Source organism: Spirillospora sp. CA-128828, from assembly GCF_050945415.1.
Taxonomy (GTDB): domain Bacteria; phylum Actinomycetota; class Actinomycetes; order Streptosporangiales; family Streptosporangiaceae; genus Spirillospora.
Window position 1 is genome coordinate 9,397,888 of sequence record NZ_CP191986.1, and the last position, 17,084, is coordinate 9,414,971.

General features: G+C 64.1%; 15 protein-coding genes. 5 read left to right on the forward strand and 10 right to left on the reverse strand.

Features of this window, described 5'->3' with window-relative positions; all coding sequences use genetic code 11:
* The 5 genes from ACQPXG_RS45165 to ACQPXG_RS45185 all read right to left on the reverse strand — a co-directional run bounded on the left by ACQPXG_RS45165 (position 1) and on the right by ACQPXG_RS45185 (position 8,170).
* Positions 1–1,758 (reverse strand): DEAD/DEAH box helicase family protein, encoded by a 1,758-nt coding sequence (locus ACQPXG_RS45165; RefSeq protein ID WP_433465294.1) that lies wholly within the window; start codon positions 1,756–1,758, stop codon positions 1–3.
* Positions 1,755–4,277: an ATP-binding protein gene (locus tag ACQPXG_RS45170; RefSeq protein ID WP_433465295.1), complete on the reverse strand. Its 2,523-nt coding sequence runs from the start codon at positions 4,275–4,277 to the stop codon at positions 1,755–1,757. Before ACQPXG_RS45170 ends, ACQPXG_RS45165 begins: the two co-directional genes overlap by 4 nt.
* A 96-nt stretch (positions 4,278–4,373) precedes the next feature.
* Positions 4,374–5,837, reverse strand: a complete 1,464-nt coding sequence (locus ACQPXG_RS45175; RefSeq protein WP_433465296.1) for a PIN-like domain-containing protein — start codon at positions 5,835–5,837, stop codon at positions 4,374–4,376.
* Positions 5,838–6,084: 247 nt separating this feature from the next.
* The gene (locus ACQPXG_RS45180; RefSeq protein WP_433465297.1) at positions 6,085–6,777 is read right to left on the reverse strand and encodes a hypothetical protein; all 693 of its coding nucleotides are present in this window, start codon (positions 6,775–6,777) and stop codon (positions 6,085–6,087) included.
* Between the two features lie 121 nt (positions 6,778–6,898).
* Positions 6,899–8,170, reverse strand: coding sequence for a DNA cytosine methyltransferase (locus tag ACQPXG_RS45185; protein WP_433465298.1), 1,272 nt, complete (start codon positions 8,168–8,170; stop codon positions 6,899–6,901).
* A 40-nt stretch (positions 8,171–8,210) separates the two neighbouring features.
* Here ACQPXG_RS45185 and ACQPXG_RS45190 point away from each other — a divergent pair, with 40 nt between their 5' ends.
* Positions 8,211–8,777: a very short patch repair endonuclease gene (locus ACQPXG_RS45190; RefSeq protein ID WP_433465299.1), complete on the forward strand. Its 567-nt coding sequence runs from the start codon at positions 8,211–8,213 to the stop codon at positions 8,775–8,777.
* Positions 8,778–8,852: 75 nt separating this feature from the next.
* Here ACQPXG_RS45190 and ACQPXG_RS45195 read toward each other — a convergent pair whose 3' ends face one another.
* Positions 8,853–9,827 carry a NaeI family type II restriction endonuclease gene (locus ACQPXG_RS45195; RefSeq protein WP_433465300.1) on the reverse strand — a complete coding sequence of 325 codons (975 nt, stop codon included), beginning with the start codon at positions 9,825–9,827 and terminating at the stop codon, positions 8,853–8,855.
* Positions 9,828–10,537: 710 nt separating this feature from the next.
* Here ACQPXG_RS45195 and ACQPXG_RS45200 point away from each other — a divergent pair.
* The gene (locus ACQPXG_RS45200; protein WP_433465301.1) at positions 10,538–11,047 is read left to right on the forward strand and encodes a DUF1269 domain-containing protein; all 510 of its coding nucleotides are present in this window, start codon (positions 10,538–10,540) and stop codon (positions 11,045–11,047) included.
* A gap of 518 nt (positions 11,048–11,565) precedes the next feature.
* Here ACQPXG_RS45200 and ACQPXG_RS45205 read toward each other — a convergent pair.
* Positions 11,566–12,303: an SDR family NAD(P)-dependent oxidoreductase gene (locus ACQPXG_RS45205; protein ID WP_433465302.1), complete on the reverse strand. Its 738-nt coding sequence runs from the start codon at positions 12,301–12,303 to the stop codon at positions 11,566–11,568.
* Positions 12,304–12,385: 82 nt separating this feature from the next.
* Between ACQPXG_RS45205 and ACQPXG_RS45210 the strand changes: the two genes are divergently transcribed.
* Positions 12,386–13,339, forward strand: coding sequence for an AraC family transcriptional regulator (locus ACQPXG_RS45210; RefSeq protein WP_433465303.1), 954 nt, complete (start codon positions 12,386–12,388; stop codon positions 13,337–13,339).
* Here the strand turns inward: ACQPXG_RS45210 and ACQPXG_RS45215 are convergent.
* Positions 13,332–14,186, reverse strand: coding sequence for an SDR family oxidoreductase (locus ACQPXG_RS45215; RefSeq protein WP_433465304.1), 855 nt, complete (start codon positions 14,184–14,186; stop codon positions 13,332–13,334). The genes ACQPXG_RS45210 and ACQPXG_RS45215 overlap by 8 nt on opposite strands.
* Positions 14,187–14,307: 121 nt before the next feature.
* Positions 14,308–14,832, reverse strand: a complete 525-nt coding sequence (locus ACQPXG_RS45220; RefSeq protein ID WP_433465305.1) for a hypothetical protein — start codon at positions 14,830–14,832, stop codon at positions 14,308–14,310.
* Positions 14,833–14,950: 118 nt separating this feature from the next.
* On the opposite strand from ACQPXG_RS45220, the gene ACQPXG_RS45225 reads away from it, so the two are divergent.
* Both ACQPXG_RS45225 and ACQPXG_RS45230 read left to right on the forward strand, forming a co-directional pair.
* A complete protein-coding gene (locus ACQPXG_RS45225; protein WP_433465306.1) occupies positions 14,951–15,634 on the forward strand; it encodes a TetR/AcrR family transcriptional regulator in 684 nt (227 codons plus the stop codon).
* 192 nt (positions 15,635–15,826) lie between these two features.
* The gene (locus ACQPXG_RS45230; RefSeq protein WP_433465307.1) at positions 15,827–16,114 is read left to right on the forward strand and encodes a tyrosine-protein phosphatase; all 288 of its coding nucleotides are present in this window, start codon (positions 15,827–15,829) and stop codon (positions 16,112–16,114) included.
* A 340-nt stretch (positions 16,115–16,454) separates the two neighbouring features.
* Here ACQPXG_RS45230 and ACQPXG_RS45235 read toward each other — a convergent pair whose 3' ends face one another.
* Positions 16,455–16,931, reverse strand: a complete 477-nt coding sequence (locus ACQPXG_RS45235) for a hypothetical protein (RefSeq protein WP_433465308.1) — start codon at positions 16,929–16,931, stop codon at positions 16,455–16,457.
* Between the last annotated feature and the right edge of the window lie 153 nt (positions 16,932–17,084).

Below are 17,084 nucleotides of genomic sequence, written 5' to 3' on the forward strand. Positions count from 1 at the left end.
TCACCTACCTTGGGTCATTCCCGGAGGATACCGGAGAACGTGAGAATCTTCTCCTGCATCTTGTGCAGCCGCTACGTCACCGAGCCACTCCCGCAAGAAGTCAGCGGCGGGCTGGTCCGTAGATGTGGCATGCATGAAGGTGACCTTGCTTCCAAGGCGGACGCGGGGACCGAGAGTGTCGTTAGCAGGCAGCTGATCCTGCAGGTCAAGGCCTGCGGCAAAGCGCCGGATGTCAGATACGAAGTCCAGGACGAGGACTCGTTCCTTGCCCGGTGCAAGGCGGAGCCCTCGTCCGAGCTGCTGGACAAAGATGCGGCGGCTGTGAGTGACCCTCTGGAAGACCACGATGTTGACGTCAGGGACGTCCACACCTTCGTTGAGGATGTCGACGGCGCATAGAAGGCCGGTCCGGCCATCAGCAAAATCCCAAAGGATGCGGCTCCGGCTAGGGATGTCCATGGGCTTACCGCTGCTGGTCTTGGACGCGATCACCTCGGCCCGGGTAAAGCCGAGAGCGTTGATCCTGGCTGCTATCCGTTCAGCGTGATCGATGGTGCCGCAGAAGACGATCCCCCGTGGCTTCGGCTGTTCACGCCACGCCTCGGCGAGGCGTGTAACGACGGCATCGTCCCATTCCTCGATGAACAGCGTCCGATTGATTCCTCTCGGAGAGAGGGTCGGCCCCTCCCTCAAAATGCCCTGGGCGAGCGCTTCCCAGTTGATATTGTCGGTGTACATGCGGTAATCGACGTTGGACAGATACCCTTCGCGCAGACCGCGGATGAGGTCGATGTCGACGACCGGCGAGTCGAACCACCTGCTCAGTGCCTTACCGTCCGGCCGCCAAGGGGTCGCGGTCATCCCGACGAGGAATGCACCGCCATCACCTGCCGACAAGTCGGAGAGCACCGTGTCATAGGCCGTTGTGCCCAAGTGGTGGCATTCGTCCACGAAGACGAGGCCGAACCCCGGAAGCTCACGGCCGGAGTTGACGGCGCTAGCGACGCTGTCGACGCAAGCAAAGACGACATCCAGACCGGCCAGAGCGTCATGGCCGGGGCGTTCGAATCCATTCCACACACCGGTCGCCGCGTCGGCCGGGAGCATCGGCCAGAAAGCTCGCTCGAGTTGGTATACTAACTCATTGCGATGGGCTAATACCAGGGTCTTGGATTTCGGCCTAAGTTTGGCATAACGCTGATAGAATTCAGCGGCGACAAAAGTCTTGCCCAACCCAGTGGCAAGCACGACGAGGGCGCTACGGCTACCGGCCAGATGCTCGTTCATAATCCGATCAACGGCCTGTGCCTGGTAAGCGCGCAGTGAAAATTGGTCGGGGGAACGCTGGGACAGGGGCTCATTGGGAACCAAGGCAGCTTGCTTGGCAAGAACACGCCGGTCCCATAGTTGCAGAGGTATGCCACTAGCAGCGAGTTGGTTGCGCTGCGAATGCACCGATGCCTCAAAGCCATTTAAGCCGACGATAACAGGAATGGCGGCGTCATAGCGACGGCAGGCGGCTAGCGTTTCAGCTACCACGCTGGGGCCGACGGGATACCGCCAGCGCTTTACTTGAAACAGCCAGCGCTGCCCGTTCAAGGTCGCAATCACATCGGCTCCGCCGTCACCAGAGGCGCCAACCCGTTGGACTGCCTCATAGCCTCGGGTGATGAGAAGACGCTCGATCGTTCGTTCGAACCCCTGCCAGCTGCTGTCGGCGATAAGAAGATCGTTGACGAAGCGGTGAGCGACGGTCATGACAGCTTGCTGGTGAGGAACTCGACAGCAGCGCGGGCACGGACGACCAGGAGCTGTTCGGGACGCTCGTAACGTAGGTAGGAGGCGCAGTCCTGGAGGCAGCTGAGGTACTTGAGGCCCAGTTCGTCCTGAAGCTTGGCGGCGATAACCATGCCCAGCTCTGTTTCACTGGGCCAAGCGTCAGTCCAAACTCGGCCACCGAACCAGGGGGGCGGGTGCTTGCCGAAGAAGTTGGCGATGACACCGCGGGAACAGTATTTCAGGTAACCGCCGGTCTTGAGGCTGCCGAGCTCTGCCAGGTCGACTCCCGCACTAACCATCTCCTGAGCCATGGTCATCTGATCCGCTTCCGAAAGCTCATCATAGAAGTCACGGGCTTCGGGGATGTCCAGGATTCTCCCTGTGATGTCGTCGAACAGCTGCCGGATCTCCTCGCGCACGGTTTCTGGATTGTCAGTAACCGCGTCGCCCCAACCTTGCATCAGCAGGTCGGTGGTCAGCGCGGTAACGGTATGGCCCGGCTTCCCGTGCAGCTCTGGGTGGAGTTGGTAGAGGTATTGAGCTGCTTCGGAAGCGATCAGGTACTCAGGACGCAGTCCGCTGCTGGCGAACACTGCATGGGAAAGATCCATAAACAGCGTAAGAAAGCTAGGTTTGATCTCGGTCACCAACGGCACTGGCGGGTGACCGTAGGCAGCGATGATGGGCTGGTAAACACCGCGTACGGCAATGTCGATTGGTGTGGTAGTTTTCCCACTACTCAGGGTCACTATAAGCGATGACGCGCCGAGCGCAGTCAACTCATCGGATCGCTCACGAAGGACCTCAGACGAGGCAGGATGAGGGGTTCCTTCAGGGCTGCCGCAAGTGCCGCATCGCTCCTCACCAGGCTTGTTGTCGGCTTGACAGAACGCACACTTCCAGGGGAACTGGACTTCTGGATTCTGTTCGGTACCGCAGTGCGGACAGGTTTCCGCGGAGCGGAGGATTCTGCGGCCACAGTCGGAGTTCAAGCAAGACCTGCCGATAAGAACTTCTCCGCACCCTTGACAGGATTCGGCGGTCTTAATGTTCTGAAAAGCACATGACGGGCATTCGGGAAGTTCTTCGATAGGAGGTTCGTTAGCCGTCTCTACCAAGTCCCACCAGCGGGCATCGTCATAGTACCCAGGCTCACGATCCAAGAAACGCTCGTAAAACTGCTTTTCGATCTCGCGCGAGATTCTAGCACCTTTGCCCTTGGCGCTGTTATACACGCCCATATACATGTCGGCGCGCCCAAAATTGCGCACCTTCCGGTAGCCGGAGAATAGTCTGGCTACTGGGGTTGCGTTCTGTTCTCCGTCGGACCATTTACTAGGGAGCAGCGACTTTCCTCGGAGAAGCTCGAGGGCGTCGAGCCACTCCTGACTGCTAGTTTGGAAGTTTTGCTTCTGAAAGTCTACGGGAACGTGATCCAAATGTATTTCGCCAACGATGCGCCCGTACTGCCCATCTACCGGGTACTCGCGCTCACTTATACCCGTCGTGGGGTCCTGGTAGACAAAGAATGCCTCCTTCTCGTTCGCCCGGATCGCACGGCCATTGCGGATGAGATCGATCCCGAACCTGTCCTTGTCGTCGAATCGCTGGATGCCTACCCAGCCATGCACGCGCTGGATGATCTCGCGGCTTTCCGAACGATGGCACCGGGGGCAAACCTCTGCGCCGCGGAAGTCCACACCGTCGTGGAGGCAGCGGTGGGAGCGCCCGACTTCCTCCTCGACAGAGATAAAAGCTGGGATGCGCCCATAAGACGCACGCTCGACAAAACGGCTCTCGTCCCAGACACAATGCTCAAAGGCACGGCATGCCTCACCGTTGAGAGTAATCCGTACGTCCTGATCGGAGGCGCCACGCAAGATCGTCGCGTACCGTCGGCCGACTCGCTCACGGAGCGTCTTTTTCGTAATCCGCGCGACCTCGCGAATGAAACCGTGGTTGGCGTCTCCCTTAGGCCACCACCCCCGCACTTCCACGACGGTGCCGTGCTCGAGCCCTGCCGGCTTACTGATCTCTTCGGCCTTCACCTCGAAGGCGCGGCTGCGCACCAGTTCAGGAAGGTCGAGCGTAACGCGGATAGCGTGGTCGTCCTCGGCCCGCGCGGAGATTACTTGAGTTGTCCGGCCAATCTTTCCGGTGGCGATGTTAAAACCCATGCCGAAGAGGCCGAGGGTATCGAAATGATTCTTCGAGGTGTAGCCGGCGCGCATCGCGTTGGCGATTTGGTCGCTCGTCAGGCCCAGGCCGGTGTCACGAACTCGGATGCACCCCTCACCGCGCTCGACCTGGCTAGGGCCGGGCACTTCGATTACCACGTGGCGTACGGGGGACGGCGTTCCAGCGATCTCAGCCGCCCGAAATGAGTCGATGGCGTTGTCGATGAGCTCGCTCAGTGCATCGAGAGGGGTGATTGGTGTGCGGGTGAGCGCGAACAAGACTTCGGGTGTTGGCGTAATGTCAAGCAGCTTGTGGGCCATCTGAGGGGTCCTTGAGGTGAAGGCGTGAGGATGCGGCGCTGCGGAAATTGTCCTACTCGGTAGCCGAGCTGTCCCCTATTTCGATACTAAAGTTGTCTACTCGCCCACTGAAGGATCTCCTTCGGCTCTGTTGACCAGTTGCCGGCGGGCAAGCCGCAGGACCGACGCACGATCCGCCCTCGGGGACATCTCGATGACCTGCACCATCCACGGTGCGATCCAGGTTGTGCTGGGCGTCGGAACCTCTCCATGACGCAGCACATTGGCCAGAATCCAGTCAGGAGCTGGAGGCAGCCTGTCTGCGGAGAGGGCGACCAGGTCCACCGGCGGCTCGCCTGGGCCGCGTTTGCGAAGGCCGAACTCCTCGGTAGCACCGATCAGCCACCACTGGAACATGCGGTAGCTGCTGCTGGTGACGGCGTCCCTGATCACGGAGCTGGAGAGGTGAGCGGCCCTGTATGCGGCAAGGGCCGTCCCCTCCGGGGGTGGCAGAGCAGCCGCGTCCTCGGCTGTCACAGGCCCTTCGAACTCGTCCTTCGCCTCATCTCGGGCCTCAGTGGTACGGCTAATCTCCTCGACCGTGCTGGCGGTGATCTTTGCGTCCAGGACCTCGGCGACTCCCTGGAAGAACGACTTGCTCTCCACCACGAGCAAGTCGGTACGGGTGCGGCTGCGGAACTCCTGAATTAGGGAGGGCCACGGCCTCGGCGAGCCTGATTCTATTCCGCGCGGTTCATACCAATCGTCCTTTACGTCGCCGGAGACAATGAGAACCCGCTCCTGCGTCGCCGAGCGACCCACGTGAGCAATTACTTGCTCCCAGAGGAGATAGTCGCCTGCGGCGAGAAGCGGAGTGTCCTTGCTCATATCCCTGAAGCCTGGAGGGATCTTGTTCGGGTAGCGGTATCCCACAGCGTGCTCCACGAGCTGCTGGATCTCCTCCTCGGCTGGCTGGGGGCCGACGCGATCACCGTACAGCGCTGCTACCTGGGGGAGAATTGGGTCGGTGCCCGAGACGATGTCGTTGAGCATGACGTCCTGAGCGTTCTTCAGCGCGTCTATATGCTCCCCGAGCGCCCCCCGCCACGGCCTGATCAGCTCATCGAATCCAGATGCATTGATCAACTTATCTAGCTCAGCCTGACCGGACTCGTCCGCGGCGAACCTGCCGAGAAGGGCATGCACGCGTCTGAGCGCTTGCTGGACGTTCCTCCACGCCTCCCGGAAGTGAGGGTCGAGATGCGACTTAGCTCTGCGGAGCTGGTCAGTACGGTCTGCTACGACTCCCCACCGGCCTCTGACGAATTCCAGGCCAACCTGGTGAGGTAGCCAGAGCCGGGAGGAGACCAGTTGCAGGGCGTCGAGGATCTGGCCCCGGGCCTGTGGCGTGTACCGGTAGAGGTCGAGCAGAACATTCGTGTCGAGCACTATGAGCCCGCTGGTAAGGAAGGGCTGAAGCTTTGCCGCAGCCCCCGTGCCGTCCGGCTCGAGCCACGCCTGATACCGCTCCAGCAACAACGGCGGCTGACTGCTTGCCCGATCAGTCACGTGAATCCCCATCCTGTCAGGGGAAAGCCTCCCGCTCTGACCACCACGCGGTCAAGAAGTTTCAACGGAAGTCATCGGTAGGTGCACGTACCGCGGCAGAAGCAGCACTGTGGATGCTGAGCCTGAACCCGCCGTGTGACTTCCGGGGCTGATGTACGGATAGTGCTAAATTTGGGCGTTTTGTTCTGTCTCGTGGCGCTTACCCTCGGGTTTCGCAGCGGGTCGTGTGGCGGGGCAGGTTGCCATGCCACACGATGGGTCAACGATGACGGGGGGCGAGCCGTTCAGTCCGCACTACGGCCGGAGGCGGGTGAACTTCTGGAAGACCAACCAGGGGGGTGACAGGGGTGCTCGCCAGGTACAAAATCAGGTTCCCCATCCGTGCCCGGTAATGCCGACTGTGATCGGCGATCATGTTGCGGCGCAGGGGCCCGCCACGTGCGGTATGCGTCGAGTGCTCAGGCCGGAACCCCTGCGAGCGTGCAGCAGGTCGCGGGGAAGGCAGGCCAGGTACCTCAGCGGCGTTGGCCGCGAGCTTGCCCAGGGACAGGTGCGCGAGCAGCCTCGGTGAGATCGGCGAACCGCTACTCGATGTGCCAACACAGCCGTTGTACAGCGCCTCAGCCTGTAGGAGTTCGAACGGCGAATCGGCGAAGCCGACCTGATACTGCTGGAGCCGGACCAGCTCATCCCGGCCACCGCAGCCTGGAGAATCAGGCAGCAAGCTCTCAGACCAGCGGTGAATGCCTGGCCTCTGTTGGGAGGCGAACGTGGCGCAGGCGGTTCCGGCAACCTGTGCGTCCAGAGATCCGCCGTCCCGGACGCTACCGAAGATGACGTTCGAGTACTCGATCAGGCTCCGAGCGTCGGGGCCGATGGCGAAGATCGCGACCCGACCTCCGGTGCCATCTTTACGATCTCTGTGAAGCACGTACCCGTCGCCCAGCATCATGTCCGCAGCATCACCCCGGCCGGGTGCCGGACGATAGCAGGCCGGGCTCTTGCGAGGGCGGCTGATCGTCTTCCTTCCAAGGTGCCTCTAGATTGAGGGTCGCCCAGTTGATCAGCTCGCATTAGCTGATCTTGGCCCGGAGCTTCAGGAATCGTTCGTGGCGGTCATGGTCCGCCTGGCCAGTAAAAGCCTTGAACTGGCCAAGCCGGTAGGCAACCGTGGTGGCTTTTTCCAGGACCTCGATCTCGAAGTCGCTACTGAGCAAAGCGATGCGATGCTCGAGCTCAGCATCATCTAGAGAGAGTCCGGCGCCGTTCGCTGCCCGCATGAGTCGGGCAACGGTGACAAAGCCCTTGTCGTCGCGCAGGACCCGGTAGATGGGGTCTTCTTCCCTTGGAGGGGGTGCAGCGGGGTCGCCTTCCTGTGTTAGTGCCAGAATGATCGATGTACCGACAGCTTCGGCGACAGGAGGCGGGAATGCGTTACCGATCTGCCTGTAGCGAGACGTTTTTCGCCCGGTGAACTCCCATTCTCTCCCGTCACTCCATCCCTGAAGCCGTGCGACCATCTCACAGGTCAGCTTGGGGCCAACCTCGAAGGTGTCGCCCGGCATCGGAGCATCGTTGGCTACGCCCATGGCGTCGACTCCGAGTTCAGCCCAGGCACGTTTCGCGCGTGTAGGGCCGAGATCAGCACCCCCGTGCTTCTTGGAGCCGCCGACAATAGTGGGAGCAATTTTGTTCGCCTTCCGTGCCCACTCATCCGCGCCTTCCCAGCCGTTGGCGGCCATCAGATCCAGGAGGGCTTCTCCCACAGTGGGGGCGTTTCCACTCGGCTCAGGCCAGTGGAAAAAGGGGGCGTACTCCTCCTTGAGAGCAATCAGAACGAACCGAGGCCGCAACTGGGGTACACCGAAGTCTGATGCATGTAGAAGCCGCCACTCAGCGACGTAGCCAAACTCCTGCAGGCGGTCCAAGACGTGCTGACGGTAGCCAGCAAACCGGCGCAGACTCAGGCCGCGGACGTTCTCTAGCAACAGTGCCTGGGGCTCCATGAGCTCCACCTGTTCGACGGCCCAGGCGAACAGATCACGTTCGTCAGCGGCGCCAAGCTGCTTGCCCGCGATGCTGAAGGGCGGACAGGGCACACCACCAGCCAGTAGCGCTACGCCTTGATGGTTGGAAGGCTTCCATACCTCGGGATCGGCCACATCGCCCCGCTGGACGATGGTCTCGGGGAGAAGACCCTTGCGCTCTTCGAGGTTCTTGGCGAGTGTGTTGGCGGCGTTATCGTCCAGTTCGATGGCCAGGCGGTGGCTGAAGCCCGCTAGCTCCAGTCCGAGCGCCTGGCCTCCAGCCCCCGCGCAGATCTCAACGACTTCAAGATCCGACACTATGGCCTCCTGGTGTGGTGTGCACGGCGGGGCGTGAGTCATGGATAGTAGTTTCAACCATGACCTACCTTGCGGAGCGAATCGATTGAGCGACAGCGGATCCGTGCCTGCCGGCGACGGCAACGACCGACGGCAGGCAGCGTGGGCTGCAGGGCTCTACCCGCGCCCCGCGAACGAAGGCCGCTCCCGGAACATGAAGGCCAACCGCCGCTCGGACACCAAGCCCGAGATCACGCTTCGCAAGGCTCTCTATGCTCTCGGCTATCGCTACCGTAAGGATTTCCGGCTTGATTTGCCCGGTGGAGTCCGAGTCCGCCCGGACATCGTCTTCACTGCTCGCAAAGTCGCAGTGTTCGTCGATGGCTGCTTCTGGCATGTATGCCCCGAACATGGAAGGGAGCCGACCAGCAACGAGTGGTATTGGACGCCCAAGCTGCGCCGGAACGTTGAGCGCGACAGGGCTGCGGATGCCGCACTGGAAGCGGCTGGATGGCGAGTCGTGCGATTGTGGGAGCATTTGCCCCTCCCTGCGGCTATTGAGGCGGTACTGGAAGCTGTCGGACCAACCTCCACGGAGCGTAGACATGACGCTACAGCGAGGGGCTGACAATCTGCGGGGAGCGAAGAGACAGGCAAGCCGTCTCTGATGATCGCAGGCGGCAAGGCACAGGTCGCCTGAGCCTCATCCTTCCTCAGTGCCAGGAGTCTTGCGAATATCGGGGAGTGTCGGCGCAAGCTCGGGGGGATCGTCCGGATGCGCGACGACCCATCGCCCTCCATCCAGCAGGATTGAAGGTACGTCGCCATGGTGATCCTCGTGATGGGCGAGCCGGACGCTGACGAACTCTCCCCGGCCGGGAACTGGAAGCCCCAGGTCTTGGGCGATTGAAGCATGGCTGCTGTACTGGCCGAGGATCACAATCCCCTCCGGGCGCAGGCTGCTACGCGACCCTCCGTTGCCACGTACACGCTTCATGTAATCATCCTGCTGTGCGACCGTTGCGATCACGGCTCGGCTGACCCGGCGTCTCTGAGCCAACCGGAACAACATGTCGACTCGCTTCGTACCGTACCGAGAACAGTGGAAGATCCTTTCCACCTGTGGCGGCGGGAGCCGCAGCAGCACGTTCTCTGGTAGGGGTTTCTCGTCGAAGACCCAGCGGGTTGCACTGCGTCCACCCGCCGAGAGGCCGCGCTTGAGGTCGCGGTTGCCCTTGGAGGAGCTCAAGTGTTCCTCACGAGCCCTGACGAGCCCGGCTGACCACTTACCTTGATCGTCGCTGGCCCACAGTCCCAGGAGGAGGTGACCAATCGCCTCAGGCGGGATCATCCACCTGGCCTTATCCTGGGAGAACTTGCAGTCGACGTCGATACCGCAGATCGCGAAGTCCATGGCCTGACCATCGGCGAAGCCGAACTCTCGTTGCAGGTTGATCTCGATGAGGGTGCCGAAGTGAGTCTTCTCAGTCTTGTGAAGCTGGCACCACTTGTACCGGCCGGTGTGCTGGCCGTCGAGGAGCATGTCGTACGTCCTCCGGATCACCGCTGCTATGCGGACACCATCGGGATCAAGGGTGAGGAGTTTCGCTGCTACGCGTGACAGCTCGGTATCGGGAGGCACAGTCCCAAATAGGGACGGTTGACGTTCAAAGGACATAGTCACCTGAGGCTAGGCGAAGCCTTGCCCTGGGCAACAGACCTCAAATGATCGTGAGAACGCCACGCCAGCTGACGTGCATCCGAGGCACACCCCATAGCGTCACAACTGAAGCTCCGTCCCCGGCTCCCGCCCCGCGATGTGACCGCCGGTTCCTTCAAGCCACCGCACGTCACCTCAACCGTGGGCAGACCTGGGTCGTGCTGGTCGATCGTGCCCGACACCAGTTCACCCTGATTCAAGTCAGAGGCGGCACGCCGCGAGGTGGCCATCTATCCGGCGATCTGGCCTTGCCAGGGTGAACCTGCTGGCTTGTCCTCGGTAAGCCGACCAGTTCCTCCGCTGCTTGAGGCGGACGCCGCGGTGGCGACGTCAATTTGAGCGTGGCGCCGGATGCGTATGGCCAGTCGCGGACGCATGTCCATGGCGGCCAGCAGAGTCGCGGAGGTAGATCCTGCATGTAGAGCGCGGATGGTTGGCCCACGGCGAGGTGTCCGAAGGGCTTGGCAATGCTCGGCCGCCGCAGGCCGGGTGGGCTTCACCCGTGGGAGGTGAAGCACGGCAACACCGCCAGCGCGCATCCTGGCACTGATCGTCAAGACAGCCTGATCGCGGGCCGCCGACAGCGTACCTGCCGAAACGGTCCTCATAATCCGGCTCTTCGCTCGCCGCCGCGTCCATCCGGATGTGGTGAGAACAGGAGATACGACATGGCGAAGCCAGATGCGGTATTCATCTACGTCGGCACCTATCCCAGCGAGGCTGTGGCGCGGGCGGACTACGACGTCGTCAAGGACCTTCACGCGGCCGGCGCGATCGGCACTTATGACGCCGCCGTGGTCTCGAAGGACGACGCGGGCAAGGTACACGTGAACAAGGACGAGACGGCCACCCGGCACGGTGCGTGGGGAGGCGCCGCCGTCGGCGCGCTGGTCGGCATCCTGTTCCCGCCCGCGATCATCGCTGGTACCGCGGTCGGCGCCGCCGTGGGCGGGGTGAGCGGCCACTTGTGGCGCGGCATGTCCCGCGCGGACGTCAAGGAGTTCGGGGAGATCATCGACGCTGGGCAGGCCGCGCTGGTCATTATCGGCGAGAGCAAGCTGTTGCAGGCCATGGACAAGGCCGCGCTGAAGGCCGAGAAGCACGTCGCAAGGGAGCTCGACGTGAGCTCGAAGGACGTCGACAAGGTCGTCCGGGACGCTGCCGGTGAACTCCGCTGACCTGCGCCCCCCTTCCACGGGCCGCTATTTCGCCGGTCGTGCAATCAGCCAGGGTGATCACGGGTCAATTCGATTCCCGTTACCCATTCCCACCACGAAGGCCAGGCCGGGGACAAGATCCCCACACCTGGGAACGATGGAGAATTGGGGGCGAGAACCTGGAGATCGGCTGCGGGCCCACTGGGCGACATCGCCCGTCCGCTGGTTCATCCTCAGCGCCCGCAACTACCGCGAGTTCTGCCACCGGCACTTCGGCCCGCTTCCTTGAACACATTCCGGTGATCGAGTTCAAGCACGCCGGGTCCGTCGGGCGACGGCCCACGTCATCGAGGCCAAAGGGTTCGCGATCGACTGGCCACCGCAGGCGGCCGACTTCGCCGAGCGCCCCCCTGCTATCCCGGCAGCAACCGCAACTGACCACACACAACCATCGACGCCGTCGGGGTGCAGCGGAACAGTTCGGCCAGTGCGGCGATGTTGGCACTGGAGGCCATCTGCCACACCCCGTTCGTCGCCGGTTAGAAAGCTGATCGATCAAGGAGTCCGGCGGGGACGAGGGTTTCGTGCCTGTTCCGCTCGGCGTGCATGTTCCAGAGGGTGTCGGCCAGTTCGGCGGGGTCGGCGGCGGCCATGTCGGGCACGGGTTCGCCCTGGGCCTGGCGCCGCTGGTAGTCCTCCTCGAACGGGGTGCCCAGGATGCGGGCGCCGATGTAGAGCATGCCGACGTAGACGCCCTTGTCGGCGACCTCGGCCGCGAGCGACTGGAGGTAGTTCCGCTGTGCGGCCAGGATCGTGGGCCAGCCGCTCATATTCGGCCGGCCGTGGACGGCGGCCGCCCCCTGAGCGCTGAGGATTGCGCCGTCGCCCCGCTCGACCATGGCGGGGAGGAACTCCCGGACCAGGGCCAAGAGCGTGTACATCGTGATCGGCATGCGGTCCTGAAGCACCTCCGGGGTGAGATCGACGGCGGGAACGAACGCCAGGTCGGTCGGCGCCGGGCCGTAGTAGAGGGCCGTGGGGTCCCCGACGCACGCTCGGATCCGCTCGACGAGCGCCGGTACGTCGTCGGTCTGGTCGAGGTCGGCGTTGATCACATGGGCAGTGATGCCCTGGGCGGACAGATCCCGGGCGAGCAGGTCCAAGGGACCCTGACGGCGGGCGACCAGGACGACTTCATACCCTTCCTTTCCGTATCGGTGGGCGATGGCCTGACCCACACCTGGGCCGGTTCCGAACACTGCAATGGATTTCGTCATGCCGTACAGCCAACCGCGCCGGTACCTGGACGATCCATGGGTGAACATCTGGGATGCCTTTGTGATCGTCTAGAGTGACCGTGTGGACGTGCTGACGGACCTGCTGCATCGAGCCCGTGCTCAGAACGCTCTGGTCAGGCAGCTGATCCAGCGACCACCGTGGGGGATGACGTACGCCGACGCGCCGCCGCTCACGGTCGCGGCCACGCTGGGCGGCCACGCCTGGGCCTGGCTCGGGGATTCCGCTCCCGTGCGCCTTGCGGCGGGTGACATCGCCCTCATCACCGCTCCCGGCGGGTACACGATTGCGGACGACCCGGCGACCACACCCCAGTTCGTGATCCGCGAGGGGCGCAAATACCTTCCCTCCGGCGCATCGGCGGATCCTCACGCGATGCTGGCCCCCCGCACGTACGGCGACGGCCTGTCCGGGGCCACCGTCCTGCTCCGTGGCGTGTACGAGTTGCACGGCGACGTGGCCTTCCGCCTGCTGGACCTGCTTCCGCCGCTGGCGGTCGTGCCCTCGGGGCCACGTACCCGGGCCGCCCTGGATCTGCTCTCCGCCGAGGCGGCCCGCGACGAGCCGGGCCAGGACGCGGTGCTCGCCCGGCTCTTGGATCTGGTTCTCGTGATCGCGTTGCGGGCATGGTGCACCAGACCGGAGGCGGCGCCGCCCGCCTGGTACCGGGCGCTGACCGACCCGGCGATTGGTGCGGCGCTGCGCCTTCTGCACGGGAATCCCGGCCACCGATGGACAGTCGCCTCGCTGGCCGGCGAGGTCGGCATGTCCCGCGCCGCCTTCGCCCAGCGCTTCGCTGCCCTGGTCGGCCGTCCGCCGCTCGGTTATCTCACCGACTGGCGCATGACCCTCGCCGCCGACCTGCTCCGCGACACCCGGCAGACCGTCGCCGAGGTGGCCCGTCAGGTCGGTTACCAGGATCCGTTCGCGTTCAGCGTGGCGTTCAAACGAGCCCGTGGACGCACGCCCTCGGCCTGGCGCGACTTCGGGGCGCCGAGTGAATCCAGCCTCAGGTGAAGGCGGTGCGGTGGTCGCGGAGGAATTGCTCGAAGGTCGTCGGCTCGCGGTCGGTGAGATCGCGGACGGTCGTGGTGACGGTCTCCGCGCCGCCATCCCGGTACGCGCGGCTCACCTCGATCAGAGCGTCGGCGTAGTACTCGGGCAGGCCGCGTCCGAGCATGGCGGCCCGGGCGTCGGCATCGGAAAGCCCGACGAAGCGGACCGGTCTGTCCAGGACACGTGAGAGCACCTCGGCGGCGGTGTCGTAGGTGAGTGCCTCAGGGCCCGTGAGGGTGTAGACGCGGCCCTCATGGCCGTCGGTGGTGAGCACGTGGGCGGCGACCCGGGCGATATCGCGGACATCGACGAAGCTGATGGGGGCATCGGCGCGGGGTTGGGTGAACTGGCCGGTCGTCCTGATCGAAGCGGCGAACTGCCGGGTGAAATTCTGCATGTAGAAGTTCGGCCGCAGGAACGTGTAGCCCAGGCCGGAGGCCTGGAGCGCCGACTCCGCGGGTCGGTGGAGGCGGGCGATCGGCGTCAGTTCCTCGTCGGCCCGCCAGACCGACAGCTTGACGACCTGGGGAATGCCCGCAACGGCCGCGGCCTCGATCAGGTTGAGTTCTTGGCGTGTCTGGTCACGGCCCATCGCGCCGACCAGGAACACCGCCTCGACGTCTTGCAGCGCCGGCGGGAGCGTCGCGGGCTCGCCCAGATCGATCCGGACGGCGTCCCGGCCGGCCGCGGCCGCACGATCGACGTCGCGCTGCGCGTGGTACGCGGCCCGGACCGGATGCCCGGCCGCGCACAGCGTCTCCACAAGTGCCGAGCCTACGGTTCCGCTTCCGCCCGTCACCAAGATCATGGCGGGCACCTTAGCCGCACCCACTGACAGTGCCGGCTTCCACGACATCGGCGTTCCTCGGGGGTTGAGTGCCTGTATCGGGCTCTGAAGTGGACAGTCCCTACCTGCCCGGCTGACCTCGTCAGTTTCCGGTCAGGGTTACGGCGAGCAGGGCGATGGTGGAGCCGGCGAAGACGGTGGTGTTGCGGAGGTAGGTCTGGAGTCGCACCCAGCGCGGGAAGGCGTCTCCGGCGGCCTTGAGGAACGGGGCGACTTCGACGCGGGCCAGCTCCGGGTCGCCTTTGCGGCGGAAGGCGGCCTGCACGGACTTGACCGCGGTGAGGTTGCTGTAGACGATCCCCGCGTTCATCACGAGGACGAGCGAGGAGAAGATCCAGGTCATCAGCTGGGCCAGGTCGGCGCCGGCGAGGTTCAGGGCGGCGGTCACGGTCATGATCGCCGCGACGGTCGCCGGGGCCGCGGTTTCGTGGCCGCCGGCGTCGAACCGGAGCCTGTTCTCCTCCAGAACCTGCGGGCGGACGTTCTGCCGGCGCAGTTCGGCCTCTGCGGCGGCCTTCGCGGCGGGGCCGTAGCGGTGGCGGACCACCGGGATGCTGACGAAGGCGACGGCGACCAGCAGCTGCATGACGGCGGCGAGGACGTTCATGGGCTTCCCTTCGACTTGTACTAAGTTCAAGTGCGGATGCAGACGACGATAAGCGCCTCTTGAACTAAGCGCAAGAGCATCCTTGAACTTTGTGCAAGTGCCTGCGTAGGGTCAGGGCATGCCTCGCGACACCCTCAGCCGGGACCAGATCGTTCGCGCCGCCATCGCGCTCCTAGACGACGAGGGCCTTGAAGGGCTGAACATGCGCGCCCTGGGGAAACGGCTCGATTCGGCCGCCACGGCCATGTACTGGCACGTGAAGAGCAAGGACAACCTCGTCCTGCTCGCGGCCGATCAGATATGGAGCGAGCTCACGCTGCCCGACCTGGGGCTGGTCGGCTGGCGGGTCGCGGCCACCACCATGGCCACCGACCTGCATCGGATGTTCACCCGGCACACCTGGCTGGTGCAGGCCTTCGCCGCCTACGTCCTGTACGGCGAAGGCAAGGCACGTCACGACGACCACAGCCTGGCTGTCTACGAGGCGGCAGGCTTCACCGGTGACCAGGCCGATCAGGCGGCGGGCGCCGTCTTCACCTACGTCCTCGGGGACGCGGCCGGTGCCGCAGCGACCGCCTCACTCGCGCGCCGGCTCGACAAGGACGACGGCGCCCAGAAGCGGCTCCAGGACGCCATGGCCGACGCCAGGGAGATCGCCATGCGGTACCCGCGCTTGCGCGCCCGCCTCGATACGCCGGCGGCGGCCGATTACGCCGCCGCTCCCGACAGGACCTTCGAGTCCGGCCTTCAAGCCCTCCTTGACGGGCTGGAGCTGCAATTGCCCCGTGGGCGCCGGTCCTGATCTGGCCGACGGGCGCTCCACCGGCCGCAGGCGACGAGGCCCTCTTCCTCTACAACGGCGGCACCTTTACAAATGACCAGCCCAACGCCATCCGTCTCGACGCAAGCGAGCTCGTCGCACACCGCTTCCACGACATCGCCCAGATCGACGATCCGACCATTCTCCGCCTTGCCCGCCGGCTCGTCCACGCCCATGCCGCTGCCCCATGCCGATCCACCACCACCCGAGCATGACGTGCATTTCGGCGCGTCTCTGATGCAAATGGCCGCCATACTGCGCGACGGGGGCCACATCCTGCTCCACTGCTCGGCAGGGATTCAGCGGACCGGGATGTTCGCCTTCGCACTTCTTCGTTTTACCGGCATGACCGCCGACGACGCCACGAGCTCTCTCCAGCACGACAGCGCCGACTTCCTGGCAAACGTTGGCGACGACCGGCTCATCTGGGCCAACCGCCTCTATGCCACATGGCGCGGCTGACACCGCCATCGGGCGGCCGATACCGCCTCGTGGCCCCTTGGTCCCTAGCCCAGCGAGCAAGCCCGGAGGACAGACGTTCATCGGACGGGTTTCCAGGCCCGCCGTCCTGCACTGCCAGGCGGTACCGCACGGCGGCAGTGTTCAACAGTTGGACACGCCCGGCCCGGGGTCCCGCGAGCCGGAGCCTCATCCGCGTGAATCTGCCTGTCACAACGTCTTGTCGGCGACAGCTTCCAACGGTGTTAGCGAAGAGGGAAGACCGCGGCCCCATGCCAGTCGCACACCAGGCCCTGACCCATGAACGGGCGAGGACCGTTGTCCGCCCGAGGAGGGGTGGATTTTATCCTGCGTCTTTCAGGCCCCGCCGGAACCAGTCGGGCATGGTGTCTTCTGAGCGCGGGAACCGGCGGTTCTCAAGGGCGAAATCCTCTGCGGTCGGCGCGGCCTCGAAGGTCGGTTCGGCATCACGGTTATAGCTGATCGTGAATCTGCCGGGCAGGTCGATGATGTACTCGAACCCCACCCAACTCCCTGCGCCCTCGGAGTACATGCCCTTGCGAAGTTGCATGAACTGACGCCAGACCTCCGGCGGGAAGCTCCAACCGCGTGTTGAGCGGTCGGGCATCAGCACACCGGACGACATTTCGCTGTGCTTACCGATCATCTGGACGCGCACCACCAGGCGCTGCCAGCCGTCCGGCAGGGTCGGCACCACCTGCGCAGTGATCTGGTCGAGCTTTTCCTGTTGTTCGGACGGGCTGAGCTGCGGCCAACGGGACATGGGCTGCACTTCTCCTTTGCTGACGAGAAGGGTCATCCTCTCACCGAATCGCCCGCGGCGTGGGCTTCACCGGCCCCAGTCCTGCTCTACCGCCGACCCCGCGAAAACGACGCCTGGACGATGCCGCCTGTCTCGCTGCCTACACGGAAACCGCCCTGCCGCGGCCCCTAGAAGACTGCTGAAGATCTT